This window comes from Legionella lytica (assembly GCF_044626755.1).
GTDB lineage: Bacteria > Pseudomonadota > Gammaproteobacteria > Legionellales > Legionellaceae > Legionella > Legionella lytica_A.
In genome coordinates this window covers 746,604-763,167 of sequence record NZ_JBGORX010000001.1, presented here as the reverse complement: position 1 = coordinate 763,167, position 16,564 = coordinate 746,604, and the positions used below count along the sequence as shown (strand labels likewise).

Sequence of the window (16,564 nt, the reverse complement as noted above, 5' to 3'; positions counted from 1 at the left end):
CTCCACGTTCCCCATACGCCACCCCGAGGGACCCTAACGTACGTGCCGAAACGTGTGTGTATTTAAAAAGCGCCGTATTTATAACATAAAGTGGAATATTCAGCAATCTAATACTTTAATTAAATTAATACTAATTAAAAAAAATATGATTATGAATACATACAGATACAATCCACACCATCACATAAAAATATGGTTGAGCAATAATCGCGATCTATTTATGAATTTAGAAAATCAGATTCGTCTCAGTAAAATGCGTGAGACCAATCGGTCCGATGTCATTCATTTGATTTACGATTCATCGCTTCTTAATAGTAATGCAATTCAAGAGCTAATGCACTATTGCCAAGAACATCGTATCATCCCAGTGGACGTACGCATCGCACAAACCGAGATTGTTTCGGATAATGAGCAAAGATTATTTCATTTTTATGACGATGAAATTGGCCATTTAACTCAGGGCGGGAATCTTGCTGTTGCCAGTGATATATTAAGATGGCTATCTCCCTTTTATAAATTGGGTACTTATTCTGATTTTGATTATCCAATAGATACATCAGCACTTCCAGAACTTATCGATGTTGATGCTCCCCTATTACTTAACATTGGTAGTTTAAAACTTGGAAGTAAAGAGTTTATCTTGGCGAATAATGATTTTATTGCGGTAGTTGATGAACGAGCCGCAGGCCGGTTGATCAATAAAGTACACAAGAACCTATTAATGAAACTGACACATTACGACAATGATTTTAATGAACAGGTTGAAAAACAATTTAGAGATACCTTATTAACTCGTTACATCGTCCGATTGATGAGAAATCGTTCCGAAACCCTTTACATTGCTAAATCAAAAGATCTGAAACAACAACCCGGCCTTGTTGAGTCAAGGCCATTGAGCTCATCACGTAGCTACAGGAATTACATTCAACAAAGCATGGCGAGTAATGATTTGTTTTTACGTTTTAATAAGCAAGGGAATGAATCATCAGCGGATACCATACAAAGACTCAGAAATGAGTTAGAACAAAACCTTAACCTAGTTAAATTTTTATTTTTTAATAAAGAATATGCCGAGAGCAAACAGATTCTCCAGTTAAATGATGAGGATTTTTTAACCTACTATAGAAAAAAAGAAATTAATCTCTATCTTAAATCCATCATTGTCTGTACAACAGGTCCTGTTGAAATCGCCCACGCTCTTTTTGGTAAATACGTAATGAATAGCCCTGAATTGATTAAGGAGGTCCAACCGCTATCATTCAACCAGTATCAATTACAACATGCATTTAAATCGCCAAACTCAATTCCATTACATGAGAATCCATTAGGAATGATGAAGTTTCTTGGGGCTAACGAAGGCGAGGTCAATGATTCCTCTTGGTTGGAATCTGGAAAACTATTACAAGAGGCTCGAATAAAAGATCTTAAAACTCAAAAAGAAATTTTTTCTTCCAACTTATCTCAATCACTTTTAACCATCAAAAAGGATATAGAGACTAACCTGACAAAAAGCAGTAATCCGCTATTTAAGAAGCGTAATGACAGCAAAAAGCAGTTACTTAATGACGTATTGAAGTGTTTTCATGAAGAGCAAGAACACGATTTTGATGTGGAGCAATTCCAAAACCTTTTAAAGAAAAATAATCAAGCCACACATTTATATTTCAGCCCAACGAAACGCCTTCTTCAAAACTTACAAAAACTAAGCCATGAAGCTGTGGTGTTTGGCTTAACAGAACAAAGAAAAATTATATTAAATACCCCAGATAAAGAACTAAGAAATTAATCACCGGGTTGCTTCAACTAGCTCTTCTATAAAGCTTTCGAATCACCACGGCTTGACCGTGGTATCGCGTTCAAGCCGCGATAATTCGCTCCGTTACTAAATACGAGACTTTATAACTACATCAGCAACAGTATCTCACCTTAATTTTATCCAATAGGAACCAACAAAATTTATTGACAAGCCCATAGTTTAAACCGTAAGATCAAATTTTTATCACCAGGGGTGCTAAACCAATACCCGGTTTAGCTGAGAATAACCCTTAGTACCTGCACTGGATAATGCCAGCGAAGGAAGAGTGAATTATGTACAGTAAAAGCCTATTTTTTTTTCCAGCACCAAAGGTTAATTTTGTTTTTTCTTTATTGAAGACACCTCATATTGCTCAAAACTTAGAAAAGATTTATAAACATCCATTTAATCAACAATTGTTTGACGGGACCTTAAAAGCGGACGCTTTCGGCAACTTCTTACATGATGACTATATTTACCTGCATCACTATGCATTAGTACTAAAAAACATTTCAACCAGAGCAATGAATGTTAATTCCAGGCTGTCACAACAACTAGACTATTTGCACACCGACATCATTGCCGGTGAACAACGCATGCAAGAACAGTATAAAAAGTATTTTACCCACACAGATACATCTCAAGCTGGCTTAGCAATTTCATCCTATATTGATCACCTTCAAAAAAAGTCGCAGGATACCGAAGAGCTTCCCGTATCGCTCTGTAGTATTCTTCCTTGTTTTTGGGTTTATTATCAATTAGGAAGCAAAAAATTAGCCCCCAACCAATTAATTAAAAATCCTTATAAAGACTGGATACAAACCTATTCCAGCCCCACCTTTGTTGAGGCAACACTAACTCTTACTGATGTGATTGACAGCTTAGCACTAGAGTCAAGCCAGAGTACGCAAATGAAAATGAAGGCTGCTTTTGCTCAATCAGTAGAATACGAATTGCAGTTTTTTGATGAATCGCATGAGCAAATCCTACATCCATGTAAGCTATAAAATGCGAGAACCCCAGCCCCTACATCTATGGAGACATAATGAAATTTAATGATTACAAGCGTGCTTTAGGTAACGAGTTTGAACGCTATAAAACAATGTTGGAATTAGAAGAAAATAGAGAAAATAGAGAAAATAGAGAAAATAGAGAAAATAGAGAAAATAAAAAAGATTTTAGTGCTCAAAAAGAAGCAGAAATAATGATTCACCGAAAATATATCAATGAATTACCTATTCTTTTGGGCGATCCTGAATTTAAAACAGGTTTAATTCAAGATAAAAAGGACGAGAATGAGAAATATGCTCTTACTCTTATCGAGTACATCCTATTTAGAGAAACGCATCCATCAATCAAATCATCTGCTGAGAAAGTTATTAATTTTATTGTTCAAGACCCTGATTTAAAAAAAGTATTCTTATTTGAAAATACAAGTGTGAGGGCTTTTATTTTAACTATTTGCTGGCGTAAACCGGAATTAATAAGCGTATTAATTAGAGATAACATCTTAATGGATGCTGTTAAAAAAAATTCTTATTCTAATATTTTCCGGGACATGCTAGGCCATAGTCGTAATAAAGAAGATGCGGACTATGTCTTTTCGAACTCACTATTTGGCACTTGGAGTAACGAGTTAAAAGAGAATATTTATAATAAAATTAGTAAAAACTTTAAAGAATCGTTACCCGACTCTCTCCGGACTAAGGGGTTATTTGCAGTGGCACGTGCTAAAAAATCTCCTGAAGAAGAATACAAGCTACCTGAAACGCTTAAAAATGACTTACGTAATATTCGTCCAGGAAATGGTTGATAACGTTGAAATAATGTGTGCAGTATTTTTTACTGCACTTTATAATAAAAGCGTTATCTAGTACTCTTACAATCGATTTCCTTTAGTGTTGTCACTTGGCCAAATCGAGCTGCAAACACACATTCTACAATGAAGGTTGAGTATAGCCCCCACTATAATATTCTTGCCAACTTCGCGCCGGAGGAATAGGACAGGTTTTAGAAACCATATGCCATCCTTTCTCCTCATGAAATTCTTTATAACAAGCTGATTGATTTGGACTATTTGCTAATAACATAGAAGAGATAAGTACTACTCCCGCCACCAATGGTTTGATTATCATATTCGAGTTCCTTTTTCCTTGACTACATTAAAAAGTGAAACTACGCCAATCAATATGAGTATATTATTTACACAAAAAGCATGCAAATTTTTTATTCAACCGTAATATAGCCCGTAGAACCTCGGCGTAATACGAGTATCAATACCTTATTTTTTACGCGATGCTGCTATCTTAAAATTAACCGTGACCTCATCCTTAACAGCATCAGTACTCGCCCACTCCCCTAATCCCACACCAAAAGTGCTACGTTTAATTTGGGTTGAACCTTCCACAACTCCATGATCTTTCGGAGACTCTAATGCAGTAAACGTCAAAACGACAGGCTGAGATTTATTTTTAATGGTTAAAATACCTTCCGCCGTATAATGTTGTTCATCGATCTTATTAATTTTATTGGATTTAAACACTGCAGTTGGAAACGCTTTCACATCAAACCATTCTGGAGTGATCAAGATATTTGCTAGATCAGCATAAGAAACTGAAAGTGAATCCATACTAATAATAAAATCGAGCGAGGCACTTTCAGGTTTTATCGGATCAACCTGGATTGTTCCCTTAAATGACTTAAATGCCCCGGTTACTGGCGCATTATTTTGCGTTCCTGTAAAACTAATACTGCTTTCTGCGGGAATAATCTCCCATTGAGGTAATGAATCCGCATAAACACTCGAACAAAACGATAAGATTAAAAATATAATTTGTTGACTTAGTTTCATCGTAGCATCCTCCGTAAAATATCATCCTTATTAATAAAATGGTGTTTCAACGCCGCCGCCGCATGCAAGCAAATTGCAACAATCAGCGCATAACCAAGCCACTGATGCATCCACTCAAATAATGTGAGTTTATTTGGATCGGGAGCCACCAGATTAGGCAAAGAAAACAAACCAAAAAAAGAAGCGGGCAAGCCTGCTGCGGAGGTAATTAACCAACCAGTAATCGGCATAGCCAACATAAATCCATAAAAAATCCCATGCATGCTCCGTGCCGCAATTTGTTCTAACCAGGGTAATGCTAACTCAGGTGTGGTATTACTTAAACGCCAAATAAGGCGAAACAGGGCAAGAAATAGCACCAGGAAGCCAAACTCCTTATGCCATCCATAGAGTTTTAATTTTTCCAAACTAATGGGGAGATTCACCATGTATAAGCCCAGAGCTAATAAACCCATGAGGAGTGCTGCGATAATCCAATGGAGCAAAATAGCAATTAGACCAAAACGGGTTGTGGTATTTTTAATTTGCATTGTGATTCCTTAGGTTATTTTAAGGAAATAACATAAAGGTAGCCCGTATTGTGCTGCACTAATAGGGGCTACCACTAAAACTACCCTGCTTTTTTATCCTGATACGCTTCCGCATTAATATTGAGCTCCACTTCGTCACCAAGAGAAGGTAATAAAGTATTGATTCCAAAATCGGAGCGTTTAATGGTCGCGGTTGCAGTAAATCCTGCGGTCATCTTATTATTGATGGGATTCATGGCGGCTTTATTAAAGATCACATGCAACACAACGGGTTTACTCACACCGTGCAGTGTTAAAACACCACTAACATCTGCCTTATTTTCACCCGTTACATGAACTTTATCGCTGACAAACGTTGCCTTAGGAAAACGCTCTACATCAAAAAATAACTTACCTTTTAAATGTTTATCTAACTCAGGTATACCCGTTACGATATCAGCTACATTAATATTCGCTACAACTTTGCTATTCTCAGGATGCTCTTTATCAATAATAAGCTGCCCTGTTGCATACCATTTACCTGTTTGCGTTGAAAAACCTAAATGTTTAATGTTCCATGCAATATATGTATGATGATTATCGAGGATAAGGGTCTCTGCCTCTGCGTGTAACGCAGCAGAGAAGGTAATTAAACTAATAAATAACAAAACCCAATGGGCAATCCTTTGTTTCATATTTATGTCCTTATTCTGATTTGAGGCTTCCACCTACAATTTTTTCACAAAGTCCTTTAGGCATAAAAAGAAAAGCATCCTTTTGCTGATCTTTAGTTGCTGAGCCCGCGCATGATGCGGTGGCCGTGGAGCAATCATTCATACCCATTTTAGCAATGCCATAACATTTTTCCATTGCGGGAGCTTCATTTCCATCAGTTGCGTTTGCACTATTTGTGGCAAGAACAAAAAATGCGGCCATAACTGAATGTACAAGCTTATCCTTGGTTAGCATAAATCACCTCTAAGCTATTGATAGTCGAGAATATATTATTTGACAATAACCAGGACATCAAGTGGTTTATGCCCTAACTTCATGAAACTAGTGAGGAGCATATAACGGTTTTAGCTCTATTTCTGCCAGCCCTAAAGGGTCGTTCGACGTATTTAGGCTTTGACTGCTTTCCCTAGAGGATTTTCGAACAAACAAGCGAAAACTATCTTTCATTTGGCTGACTATTGCTTCACCTTGCTCCTGATCGTATTGACAGTAATGAGAGCTCCATGAAGATCTTGCCGCATTAAATAAATCGAAAATGTCCTCAGTTGAAACAGGAGTATTGGATGAGTTAAACGTTATAGATGCACCTTTCATTTTATCTTGGCGATGAGAGCAAATAATTTGGCCATCAAACTGTTTGATTACTTCGTATGCTTGAGCTAAGCCTCGCCCTTGACCACCTAATTTATTCTGGCCTATTTTATGAGAAATAAGGGAATTGCAGCCCGATAATTTCTTAGCATAATTTACAGATACACTGTCTGGCCCTAAAAAATCCGTAGAAAATCCATCGCCATCATCGAAAATACAAATGGAAGCTAATGTGTTTGAAATGTCCTCTAAAAAGAGCTTATGTGCTCCGGCATCAATCGCATTTTTTATGAGCTCATTTAAACTTTCCAGAGCGACCCTATGCGCCGCGGTTAATCGCGATGCTCCAATTTTTTCTTCAAAATAACATTGAACTTGATGTTCATAATCTTGCATTTGTGTTTTCCACAATTGTTTATCTGATTTGACTTGCTCTAAGGAAATCAATTCTAAGCATATCATGTACACATTCCTTCATAGGTTAAGAAACAAAGTTTGAACATCGTTTGTTAAGAAAATTAAAGAAGCTTTCGAATGAACTTCATTATCCTATGCTACTTTGGTTTCATACTCAACAAATGGAATATAATTTAGTTAACAGAAACTCGTATGGTGGTATCTCCGTCATTATTAGAAACCAGGATATTCGTTATTGAGTTAAGAGAGTCTTGGATTTTTTTCGTGTGGTGAGGAATAATAGAGTTCAAACCACTTTAAAATGGTGCTGTCATTCTCACCAATTTAGGGCTTAGTTATCATTGATTCGGAGATTTCTCATATGTATTTTATTACTCCTGGTGTTCTTTTAGTAAGTATGAGTTTACTTCCTTTATCACTTCTGGCCTATTCCGCACCTAATTTAAATAAAACATGTTTGAACAAATGCGCTACATCTTTTGGAAAAAAGTTAGGTGGTATAAATGAAGTAAGCGCATACAGTAATTGCTCTAATGATTGCGAAAGCTCTCGTTGGCACTATGTAAAACTAAATAACAACTCATTAGTAAAAACGGGGATGAAATGGCAATGTGTTGAGTATGCACGTCGCTGGTTAATAACACAAAAAGGATACACTTTTGCATCTATCGATCATGCTTATCAAATTTGGAATTTAAAAACAGCAACCCAATTAACTACACAGGAAAAAAAATCCTGGCTTCATTATACTAATGGTATTACTAAAGAAAAGCCACAACCCCATGATTTACTTATATATAACACCATCCAAGGCGTGCATGGCCATGTTTCTGTGATTGTAGGTGTGGAGAAAGAGCATATTTTAATTGCTGAGCAAAATTATGCGAATACATTGTGGGAGCAACAGAGCTATGCCAGACGAATTAAATTAATAAAGAAAAATGGGCATTATCACTTAGCAGATAAAGGTGTTATTGGTTGGATGCGGGTTGCTCGCTAATTTTTTAAAGAGAGTGCAGGATGCCTATTAGCCTGAATCATTAATGCTTTCCTCAAGCACATATTTTGATTATCATGATAAGGTAATGTCAGAAAAAACACCTGAAAAGGGTAAAGTAGCCAAAAGAGGAGCCTCCAGCAATGCCTCTAATGTCTCTATATTTTCGGATAAAGCTAACATCTTCGAGTCAATGCAATTCGCAATCCATCCAGCACAGGGGATCTTAGATGCTTTTAATGCCGTAGCCGTTAGCAAAGCATGATTGATACATCCCAACTTCATTCCCACAACTAAAATTACAGGAAATTGAGTAAGCTGCAAAAAATCAATCCAGGTTTTCTTGTCATTGAGTGGAACCATTAAGCCCCCCGCTCCTTCAATAAATAAACGTTCAATACCCTCTAACTGTAAGTTAAGGCAATAATCCGCAATCTCGGTGATGGATAAAACCCCGCCTTCTTCTTTCGCTGCCAGATGAGGAGATACTGGGAGCTTAAAGCGCCAAGGATTAATAACATCCAAGCTTAAATGGCAATGCTCTTGTAATGCTAAAGCATCGGTACTGACGTGTTGATTATTTAGCTCCAAACAACCACTTGCAATGGGTTTAATGGCAGCAGCTTTAGAAAAATACTGAAGCAAATTTGCGGTAACATAGGTTTTTCCGCAATCAGTATCAGTCCCAGTAATAAAGTATCGCTTCATTGAATAAAGCCTCGGAGTTCATTAAGGAATAAATCGGGATGAGATAAAAAGGGCATATGCGCTGCGCGATTGAAAAATACATAATTAAAGCCTGGGTAAATTTCTTGCATTACGCTCATTGTCTTAACAGGAACAATAGGATCGAGGCGACCAAACATATAACATGTAGGACGGTCAAACGTTCTCATTTGCTCTCGAAAATCCCAAGAATCTAAGATTTCCAGCCCCGATGCCAAACCTTCTTCAGTAGGTAAACATCCCAACTCCATATGGAATTTTGTTCTACTCGTTTGTAACTCAATAAATTCCTTTAAGGTGCTCTGTGGATCTTGTGATAATTTGCGATAAAACTCCGCAAATACCTCCAGAGCAACCCCCGGCCAAGATTCATCCAGTAAAAAGCGTGGCGAGGAACAGATATTAAGCAAATGAGTCACCCGTTGCGGACTATCTAAAGCCAACCGTGTGCCATATAATCCACCCATAGACCAGCCAACAATGGCAAAATACTCGGGTAATTGGGGGAGTAAGCTTGTTTTAAAAGCAGTCCAATCCATCATTGGGCTATGCCCAAAGCCAGGTAAATCAACAAGAATAAGCTGATACGTTGATTCTAATTCCGAGACTAAGCTCATCCAAATGTGCTGGTCAAAACCCCAGCCATGGAAAAAAACCAAGGGATAGCCCGAGCCGTACTTATTGAGATGTATGTTCATAAATTGCATTTAACTTATTAAATAAATTATTAATCTGTTCTGGAGTATGCTCATAATTCAAAATAATGCGTAATCCAGTTTCTTTTTTACCCACTGTGGGTTTACGAATTGCGAAACAACTGATGCCTTGCTTTTTAAGTTCTTGACTGTAGTGTGAGGCTAAATGTGGACATCCTAAACGCAATTGTTGAATTGGTGTCGATGAGTCAGCCCAATCAAAAGGAGAGGATTGAATGTGTTCACGAAACAAATTAACCAAGTGCCGCAGTTTTAAGCGCCGCTCATCCGCAGCAACAACCACATCTAAGGTGGTTAGTAATCCATAACTTAAAGCCGGACTAATTGCTGTTGAGTAAATTAATGAGCGACCAGCTTGCAATAACGCAGCGATCCAATCATGCGCCCCAGCAATTAAAGCGCCTTGTGCAGCAAAAGATTTGCCAAAAGGAATGACGCGTAATGGAACTTCTTCTTGGGTTAAACCATGATGGGAAACTGCCCCCCTACCTTGCTCACCAATAACACCAAAGGAGTGTGCTTCATCAACCAATAGTTCTGTTTGGTACCTCGCGCATAAGGTATAAATTGATGATAATGGTGCTATTTGCCCACTCATACTGAAAATTCCTTCCGTAATGAGTGCGGAATTAGGTGTGTTCCGAGGTAATTTGCGGCTTAAATCCACCAAATCATTATGAAAATAACGGGTAAAATGAACCTGTGATAAAGCCAAACCATCATAAGCCGAGGCATGCAATTCTTTATCAATAAAGCAATGAGCCTTTAATCGGCCGAGCAATGCCGTCATAGCAAGATTTGCAGCATAGCCTGAAGAAAATAAAATGCATTCATCTACAGCTAAAAATTTGGCAAAAGCCTGCTCCAACACACGATGATTTTCATGGTAGCCACTAAGGAGCATGGATGCACCACTACCGCTAGGAAAACAAGAGAAGCCTTGTTGATAGGCAGCAGAAATCCGCTTGTCCGCAGTCAATGATAAATAATCATTACTGTCAAAATGAATTAATGACGAGTTATCTGATTTAAGGACAGTGCGCTGTCTCAATAAGCCTTGTTTTTTAAGCTGGTTCGTATAGCTGGTTATTTGTTCTTTTAAGGACATTATTGCTCTATTAAATTCCCGCTACGGCGGGCTATGTTTGATTTAAATCTATTCACCAGGGGCACACGTCATCCCAAATCCTAAATGCCTCAGGATGACGAGTAATTTAAGCTTCAACCAGCTCAGTCAAGCCTAATTTATTAAATAACACCTTATCTTTAATGCGTTGCGGATTATCTTCCGTTAATAACTTATCACCAATAAACACAGAATTTGCACCCGCAAAATAACAAAGAGCTTGCAGCTCATCGCTCATCTCTGTACGACCCGCAGTTAAACGAATAGCACTTTTAGGCATTAATATGCGTGCAGTAGCAATAGTACGTACTAACTCAATGCCTTCAACACGTTGAGCCTTAGCCAAGGGAGTTCCTTCTACGGGAATTAAGCGATTAATTGGAACACTTTCTGGTGGAGAGTCCATATTAGCTAAGGTTAATAAAAACTCAATACGATCTTCTCGAGTTTCCCCTAAACCTAAAATTCCACCACAGCAGACATTAATGCCCGCTTCACGCACGTTATCCAAGGTTTCTAAACGTTCACTAAACTTACGAGTAGTAACTACTTTTTCATAATAAGAAGGAGATGTATCAATATTGTGATTGTAGTAATCCAGGCCCGCATCTTTTAAGCAGGATGCTTGCTCTTTATTGAGCATGCCTAAGGTCATACAGGTTTCTAAGCCTAGAGCTTTAACCCCTGCAATCATTTCTTGTAATTGAGGCATTACCTTTTCGGGAGGACAACGCCATGCAGCCCCCATGCAAAAACGTTTTGCACCACCATCTTTCGCTTCTTGTGCGCTCTTTAGTACAGCATCAACCGTCATCAACTTTTCTTTTTCTACGTGCGTCTGATGATGACCACTTTGAGAACAGTAACCACAATCCTCCGGGCAAGCCCCCGTTTTGATGCTCAGTAAGGTAGCAAATTGCAAAGAATTTGCATCATGATTTTCTCGATGGATGCTATGTGCTTGATTTAATAAATCATTAAATGCCTGCTCATAAAGCGCAGTAATTTCAGATGTTGACCACGTTTTTTTATTTTGAGTCAAAATTAACCCCTATTATTTGTCATAGAGGACATGATAAAGTGGCTCACCGTCTTGTCAACCAAAATTTTAAAAATGGTCAACATAGAGCAATTAATTCATCGTGATTTAAAACATGTTTGGCATCCTTGTGCGCAAATGAAAGATTTTGAAGTAATCCCCCCCATAGTTGTTGAACGCGCCCAAGGAAGTTATCTCTATACAAATAAGGGCCCTCTTATTGATGGTATTTCCAGCTGGTGGTGCAAGTCTTTAGGTCATGGGCATCCGGCAATAATCGAAGCGATTACTAATCAGCTGCAATGCTTCGAACATGTCATTGCAGCCAATACTACACACCCTGCACTAGTGGAATTGGCTGAACAATTAGCGCACGTCACGCAAAAGCAACATATATTCTTTGGCAGCGATGGCTCCAGCGCGGTGGAAATCGCCTTAAAGCTGACAATTCATGCGAATCAAATCAAGGGTTTAAGCCATAAAAAGCAATTTATTGCCCTGAAAAACGGTTATCATGGGGAAACTCTTGCCACAATGGGGACAAGTGACCTAGGGCTGTATAAAGCGCCTTACGAAGCCTACGGTGTGCCCTGTCATTTTCTAGAACATATTCCTTATGTTTCTGGGAAAAATGATCCCTTATGGGATAATTGTGATGAATATTGGCCTGCAACAGAAAAACAATTAAACACGCTTGCCGAGACAACCTGTGCACTTATTTTTGAGCCCATAGTACAAGGGGCTGGCGGAATGTTGTGTTATAGCCCTGACTTTTTAAAAAAACTGTCTGCATGGGCCAAGGCAAATGAGGTCTACCTTATTGCTGATGAAATTATGACGGGGCTGTGCCGAACGGGTGAATGGTTAGCTTGTGACCACGCAGGTATCAAGCCTGACTTGATTTGCTTATCTAAAGGCTTAACATCGGGTTCGATCCCACTAAGTTGTGTAATGATCGATAACACCATTTTTGAACTTTTTTATAATGACTATTCCAGTGGCAATTCGTTTTTGCATTCGCATACCTACAGTGGCCATTCCTTAGCTGTCTGCGCTGCTTTAGCCACTATAAAAGCCATGCATGCAGAGCAAATTATTCATCAAGCCCGCGCGCTAGGCGATTATATGTTTTCCTGTATGCAAGAAATTGCCCAGATATCTGGCAAATTAACCAATATTCGTGGTGTTGGGGCCTTGGTTGCTGCAGATTTAGAAACAACAACACCATCAAGTCGTATAGGAAATAAAATATACCAACAGGCATTAGAGCATGGTGCATTAATTCGCCCTATTGGAACTACCCTTTACTGGCTTCCTCCTTTAAACACCAATAAAGATATTATTGGGAATTTGGCGGAAATCACACTAAACTCTATAAAGGACGCCTATGGATAAAACACTATATTATGAATCAATTGCGGCATCCCTTTTTACACTATATTTATAGGCAATTTACGGTGTTTTGGGGGATCCTTTCCCTGACTATTCTTTGTTTCTGCTCCTACATTATGTGGCAGAACTACATTGCTAAAGCATATATTCAGGTATCCAAAACCGCACATAATTCAGCACATAGCCTTGATAATTTAATAGACGAAGCCTTTTCTCGTCTACACACCTTACCCATCTTAAAAAAACCACATTTAGATTGTAAAGAAGATCTTTTACCCTATTTAAACTATATAAATACAGCTCATCCTAAGATTTTAGCCATTGCAATTAAGGATACCAACCATAACCTTATTTGCTCTACCTTACCTTACAATAAGAGTTTTCTTTTGAATGAAAATACTCCATCACAAACACTAGCTGGCCCCCTGGAACTACCTACTTATAATTTTCCAATTTACGCATTAAAAAAGGACATTAGCCATTACCAAGTAGAATTAATTTTTATGGCTTCCATGCTTGAAGAACTGCTCAAACCAAAAGGACAAGAGCATTACACAGTCATTTTATACAATGAAGATGATCAAGAAGATTTGCTTAAAATTTCGAATAAACCAACCCAATCATTGATGTACAACCCGGTAGTTAATCCCAGATTTCCGCTCCTTGTTAAACCGATTGTTGTCAGCCTAAATCTCCATAATATTAAAGGTGTCGTGATAAAGGTAATTTACTCACCTCAACTTCTCTTTAGTAACTTACGAAACAGCCAAATCCTTCTTACGCTGGATATTTTACTCTTATCAGCTTTTTCATATTATTTGCTAAAAAATTTGATTCATGTTCGTACCTCATTAAAATGGTCGATAATAAAAGCCATCAAACGCCAACAGTTTTATCCGGTCTATCAGCCAATTTTTAATGTTGAACTGAATAAATACTCTAGCGTAGAAGTGCTCTTACGGTGGAAAACCAAGCACGGCGAAACGATTATGCCTGATTCATTTATCATGGAAGCAGAGAAGACCGAGTTAATAATCCCCATTACATTGCAAATTGCTGAAATTACCTTTAAAGAAACTAAAGATATTTTAAAATCTAACCCATTATTCAATTTATCCATCAACATTTGTGCAGCTCATTTTACACACCCCGATTTTTTTACTATGTTTTATCAATTACAACATCAGTACTCAATTCCAGCCACTCAAATTGTACTTGAAATAACCGAACGCAATTTGCTTGATCAGGATAATGATATCTACCTACAACGAATGGAAGAGCTACGTAATAAAGGCTTTTCATTAGCTATAGATGATTATGGTACAGGTCATGCAAGCTTAAGTTACCTACAACATTTTCCATTCAGCTATTTAAAAATAGATAAAATATATATTCAAGCCATTGGCACCAAAGCAATTACGGAGCTACTTAATGACGCCATCATCCATTTGGCTAAAAAAATAAATTTGATTATTATTGCAGAAGGCGTTGAAACTAAAGAACAAGTAAATTATTTGCTTAAAAATGAAGTACAATTATTGCAAGGATGGTATTTTTCAAAAGCTCTATCCATTGAGCAATTAAAAAGCCTGCTTCAGGGAGAAAAGAAATGAATTATTATGTACGCATTATTTTTTTGTTTTTATTGGGTTTTTCTGTTTCAGCTTTTGCACAACTACCACTGAATGGTAACTTTTGGCAATGTACTACCTATGATGCAAGTGGCAAACCATGGATTGCAGCGAGTGCCTATCGAAAAGTCGCGGTAAATTTTGCGTTTGACTTGTGTAAAAAAGAAAGTAGCGCCCCTGCTACATGTAAAACAAGAAGAAATAGTTGTGAACGCTTCGTTCAGGGAGTAAGCGTTGAACCGATGTGGGTATGCTCTGCTTTAGACCGCGCCGCGTTTGTTTGGCGCAGCAATACTTATCCGCGCCGCGATGATGCAGCATTGGCAGCCAAAGATTTTTGCCGTCAAAGAAGTACGGTACCAGAGACCTGCTATATCAATTTAATTACTTGTGTTAATAAAAATGGGTTAGATTAATGGTTTATTGTGTCGGTTTAACGGGTGGGGTTGCGAGCGGAAAAAGTACTGCGGCCGAGATGTTTGCAGAATTAGGAATACAGGTAATTAATGCCGATAAGATATCCCGCGCCCTGACTCAGCAGGGCCAAGAGGCTTATGTTCAAATTGTTGCGCGTTACGGTATTGAAATTTTAAATGAGTATAATGAACTTAACCGCAAGTCATTAAGAGCGATTATCTTCAGTGATTCCAAGGAGCGCACTTGGCTTGAACAGCTTTTACATCCACTTATTCGCCAAAAAATTAAAGAACGGGTTCATTCAGCCACTACTCCCTATTGCATTGTCGAAATTCCATTGCTAATCGATAAGAAAAACTACCCATATATTAATCGTGTTTTATTAATTCAAGCCCCCAAACATATTCAAATAAAACGTCTCATGCAACGTGATAACTGCAATCAAAAACAAGCCTTATCTATTTTGGCAGCCCAACCCGATGCAAGCCAACGTATAAAAAATGCGGATGACATTGTTGTTAATGATGCAGGAGCTCAAGAGTTAAAGACAGTAATTACTGCCCTACATCATCAATACCTTCTAAAAAGCCTAACTTGAATAGTGGTACCATTGTACATTCTTAAAAAGCCCGTCATTGCGTTCGAACGTCCACGTAATGACGAAATTTTCATAATGATTTCTTCTTAACCTGGCTCACATCAACATTGTTTTTCATTTTTCATTACCGCAAAAAAATTAATTAAATCATTCAAATCGTTTTCCGATAAAGATATAAAATCAGAGCCGCTCATCCTTCCCTTTGGCAAAATACGCACAGACTTAGGCTCACGGATAAACTTTTTCAATACGACGCGATCAGGATAATAATCCCATGGATTTTTAGAGCAGTTTAAATCAGGACCAATTTTACTTTTTCCAATATGATTCATGGTATGGCATCCTTCACAATGACTAATGTATATCTTATGGCCGTTAATAATTGATTTATCTGTGGTCTTTGGTGCAGGAAGTAAATATTTATAATCATGAGCTTTCATTATTTTTATAGTAACGACACTCCATGCCCAATATTCATTAGAGATATAAGAACGTTTAGGATAGAGCCAAATAATTTCGTAAGGTCCCGCTGTGGTTCCAGTATGATTATCAATAATTGGCCATTTAGATTCAGGTTCTATTACCAACATTCCAATGGATGACTGTTTACTACAATCCATAATTTTCTGCATTGGCACATATACATGAAAATCATCCTTGGCAATAAATTCAATAATTTTATTACTGGAATCCACATAGGGCTTAAGAAGTTTACATAATGGTATCCCTCTATGAGACATTATTTGATTAGGATAAGCTCGGTCGTTATTAATAGTTACCGGAGTAAGATCAGGATGAGCAAGTAAATCTGCTCGGTCTAAAATAATGGTTTTATCTGGGGTTATAATGCGTAATTGAGATTCTTGTTTTGTGTATGCTAAAGAGGTAAAGCAAATACAGCCGATTAATAAAATATACTTCAATCCGTTCACACTAACTCCTTGATTCTACTTCATAGCAGCGTTACAAATAACTATATTTCTGTCAATGAGGGAAAACCCCGAAGTATTTTCGCCAAATGAGT

19 protein-coding genes and 1 riboswitch are annotated in these 16,564 nt (G+C 37.8%); of the genes, 8 read left to right on the top strand and 11 right to left on the bottom strand.

Annotated elements, in window-relative coordinates; all coding sequences use genetic code 11:
• Positions 1–151 precede the first annotated feature (151 nt).
• From ACD661_RS03190 to ACD661_RS03180, 3 genes are all read left to right on the top strand, one after another.
• Positions 152–1,786 carry a glycosyltransferase family 88 protein gene (locus ACD661_RS03190; RefSeq protein WP_400186254.1) on the top strand — a complete coding sequence of 545 codons (1,635 nt, stop codon included), beginning with the start codon at positions 152–154 and terminating at the stop codon, positions 1,784–1,786.
• Between the two features lie 208 nt (positions 1,787–1,994).
• Positions 1,995–2,097: riboswitch (TPP riboswitch) on the top strand.
• On the top strand, positions 2,089–2,802 hold the full coding sequence (locus ACD661_RS03185; protein WP_400186252.1) for a TenA family protein: 714 nt from the start codon (positions 2,089–2,091) through the stop codon (positions 2,800–2,802). (Overlaps the previous riboswitch by 9 nt.)
• A 38-nt stretch (positions 2,803–2,840) precedes the next feature.
• Positions 2,841–3,608: a hypothetical protein gene (locus ACD661_RS03180; RefSeq protein WP_400186251.1), complete on the top strand. Its 768-nt coding sequence runs from the start codon at positions 2,841–2,843 to the stop codon at positions 3,606–3,608.
• A 124-nt stretch (positions 3,609–3,732) separates the two neighbouring features.
• Here ACD661_RS03180 and ACD661_RS03175 read toward each other — a convergent pair whose 3' ends face one another.
• From ACD661_RS03175 to ACD661_RS03150, 6 genes are all read right to left on the bottom strand, one after another.
• Positions 3,733–3,930 (bottom strand): hypothetical protein, encoded by a 198-nt coding sequence (locus ACD661_RS03175; RefSeq protein WP_400186249.1) that lies wholly within the window; start codon positions 3,928–3,930, stop codon positions 3,733–3,735.
• A gap of 146 nt (positions 3,931–4,076) precedes the next feature.
• Positions 4,077–4,646 carry a YceI family protein gene (locus ACD661_RS03170; protein ID WP_400186247.1) on the bottom strand — a complete coding sequence of 190 codons (570 nt, stop codon included), beginning with the start codon at positions 4,644–4,646 and terminating at the stop codon, positions 4,077–4,079.
• Positions 4,643–5,176, bottom strand: a complete 534-nt coding sequence (locus ACD661_RS03165) for a cytochrome b (protein ID WP_400186245.1) — start codon at positions 5,174–5,176, stop codon at positions 4,643–4,645. Before ACD661_RS03165 ends, ACD661_RS03170 begins: the two co-directional genes overlap by 4 nt.
• Positions 5,177–5,256: 80 nt before the next feature.
• Positions 5,257–5,850: a YceI family protein gene (locus ACD661_RS03160; RefSeq protein ID WP_400186243.1), complete on the bottom strand. Its 594-nt coding sequence runs from the start codon at positions 5,848–5,850 to the stop codon at positions 5,257–5,259.
• A 10-nt stretch (positions 5,851–5,860) separates the two neighbouring features.
• On the bottom strand, positions 5,861–6,124 hold the full coding sequence (locus ACD661_RS03155) for a BufA1 family periplasmic bufferin-type metallophore (RefSeq protein ID WP_400186242.1): 264 nt from the start codon (positions 6,122–6,124) through the stop codon (positions 5,861–5,863).
• Between the two features lie 87 nt (positions 6,125–6,211).
• Positions 6,212–6,943 carry an ATP-binding protein gene (locus ACD661_RS03150; RefSeq protein WP_400186241.1) on the bottom strand — a complete coding sequence of 244 codons (732 nt, stop codon included), beginning with the start codon at positions 6,941–6,943 and terminating at the stop codon, positions 6,212–6,214.
• 316 nt (positions 6,944–7,259) lie between these two features.
• Between ACD661_RS03150 and ACD661_RS03145 the strand changes: the two genes are divergently transcribed.
• Entirely contained in the window at positions 7,260–7,898 is a 639-nt protein-coding gene (locus ACD661_RS03145) for a CHAP domain-containing protein (protein WP_400186239.1), read from the top strand.
• A 72-nt stretch (positions 7,899–7,970) separates the two neighbouring features.
• Here the strand turns inward: ACD661_RS03145 and bioD are convergent, their stop codons facing one another.
• From bioD to bioB, 4 genes are all read right to left on the bottom strand, one after another.
• On the bottom strand, positions 7,971–8,603 hold the full coding sequence (gene bioD / locus ACD661_RS03140; RefSeq protein WP_400186237.1) for a dethiobiotin synthase: 633 nt from the start codon (positions 8,601–8,603) through the stop codon (positions 7,971–7,973).
• Positions 8,600–9,319 carry an alpha/beta fold hydrolase gene (locus ACD661_RS03135; protein WP_400186236.1) on the bottom strand — a complete coding sequence of 240 codons (720 nt, stop codon included), beginning with the start codon at positions 9,317–9,319 and terminating at the stop codon, positions 8,600–8,602. Before ACD661_RS03135 ends, bioD begins: the two co-directional genes overlap by 4 nt.
• Complete coding sequence (locus tag ACD661_RS03130) at positions 9,300–10,445, bottom strand: aminotransferase class I/II-fold pyridoxal phosphate-dependent enzyme (protein ID WP_400186234.1); 1,146 nt, start codon at positions 10,443–10,445, stop codon at positions 9,300–9,302. The genes ACD661_RS03135 and ACD661_RS03130 overlap by 20 nt, the downstream gene beginning before the upstream one ends.
• A 106-nt stretch (positions 10,446–10,551) precedes the next feature.
• Positions 10,552–11,505 (bottom strand): biotin synthase BioB, encoded by a 954-nt coding sequence (bioB, locus tag ACD661_RS03125; RefSeq protein WP_400186233.1) that lies wholly within the window; start codon positions 11,503–11,505, stop codon positions 10,552–10,554.
• Between the two features lie 30 nt (positions 11,506–11,535).
• On the opposite strand from bioB, the gene bioA reads away from it, so the two are divergent.
• The 4 genes from bioA to coaE are packed head-to-tail and all read left to right on the top strand — an operon-like array spanning position 11,536 to position 15,540.
• On the top strand, positions 11,536–12,897 hold the full coding sequence (gene bioA, locus ACD661_RS03120) for an adenosylmethionine--8-amino-7-oxononanoate transaminase (RefSeq protein ID WP_400186232.1): 1,362 nt from the start codon (positions 11,536–11,538) through the stop codon (positions 12,895–12,897).
• An 11-nt stretch (positions 12,898–12,908) separates the two neighbouring features.
• The gene (locus ACD661_RS03115) at positions 12,909–14,507 is read left to right on the top strand and encodes an EAL domain-containing protein (RefSeq protein WP_400186230.1); all 1,599 of its coding nucleotides are present in this window, start codon (positions 12,909–12,911) and stop codon (positions 14,505–14,507) included.
• A complete protein-coding gene (locus ACD661_RS03110) occupies positions 14,504–14,941 on the top strand; it encodes a hypothetical protein (protein WP_400186228.1) in 438 nt (145 codons plus the stop codon). Before ACD661_RS03115 ends, ACD661_RS03110 begins: the two co-directional genes overlap by 4 nt.
• Entirely contained in the window at positions 14,941–15,540 is a 600-nt protein-coding gene (gene coaE, locus ACD661_RS03105; RefSeq protein ID WP_400186227.1) for a dephospho-CoA kinase, read from the top strand. The genes ACD661_RS03110 and coaE overlap by 1 nt, the downstream gene beginning before the upstream one ends.
• Before the next feature lie 101 nt (positions 15,541–15,641).
• On the opposite strand, the gene ACD661_RS03100 is transcribed toward coaE, so the two are convergent.
• Positions 15,642–16,472: a c-type cytochrome gene (locus ACD661_RS03100; protein ID WP_400186225.1), complete on the bottom strand. Its 831-nt coding sequence runs from the start codon at positions 16,470–16,472 to the stop codon at positions 15,642–15,644.
• Positions 16,473–16,564: the final 92 nt, after the last annotated feature.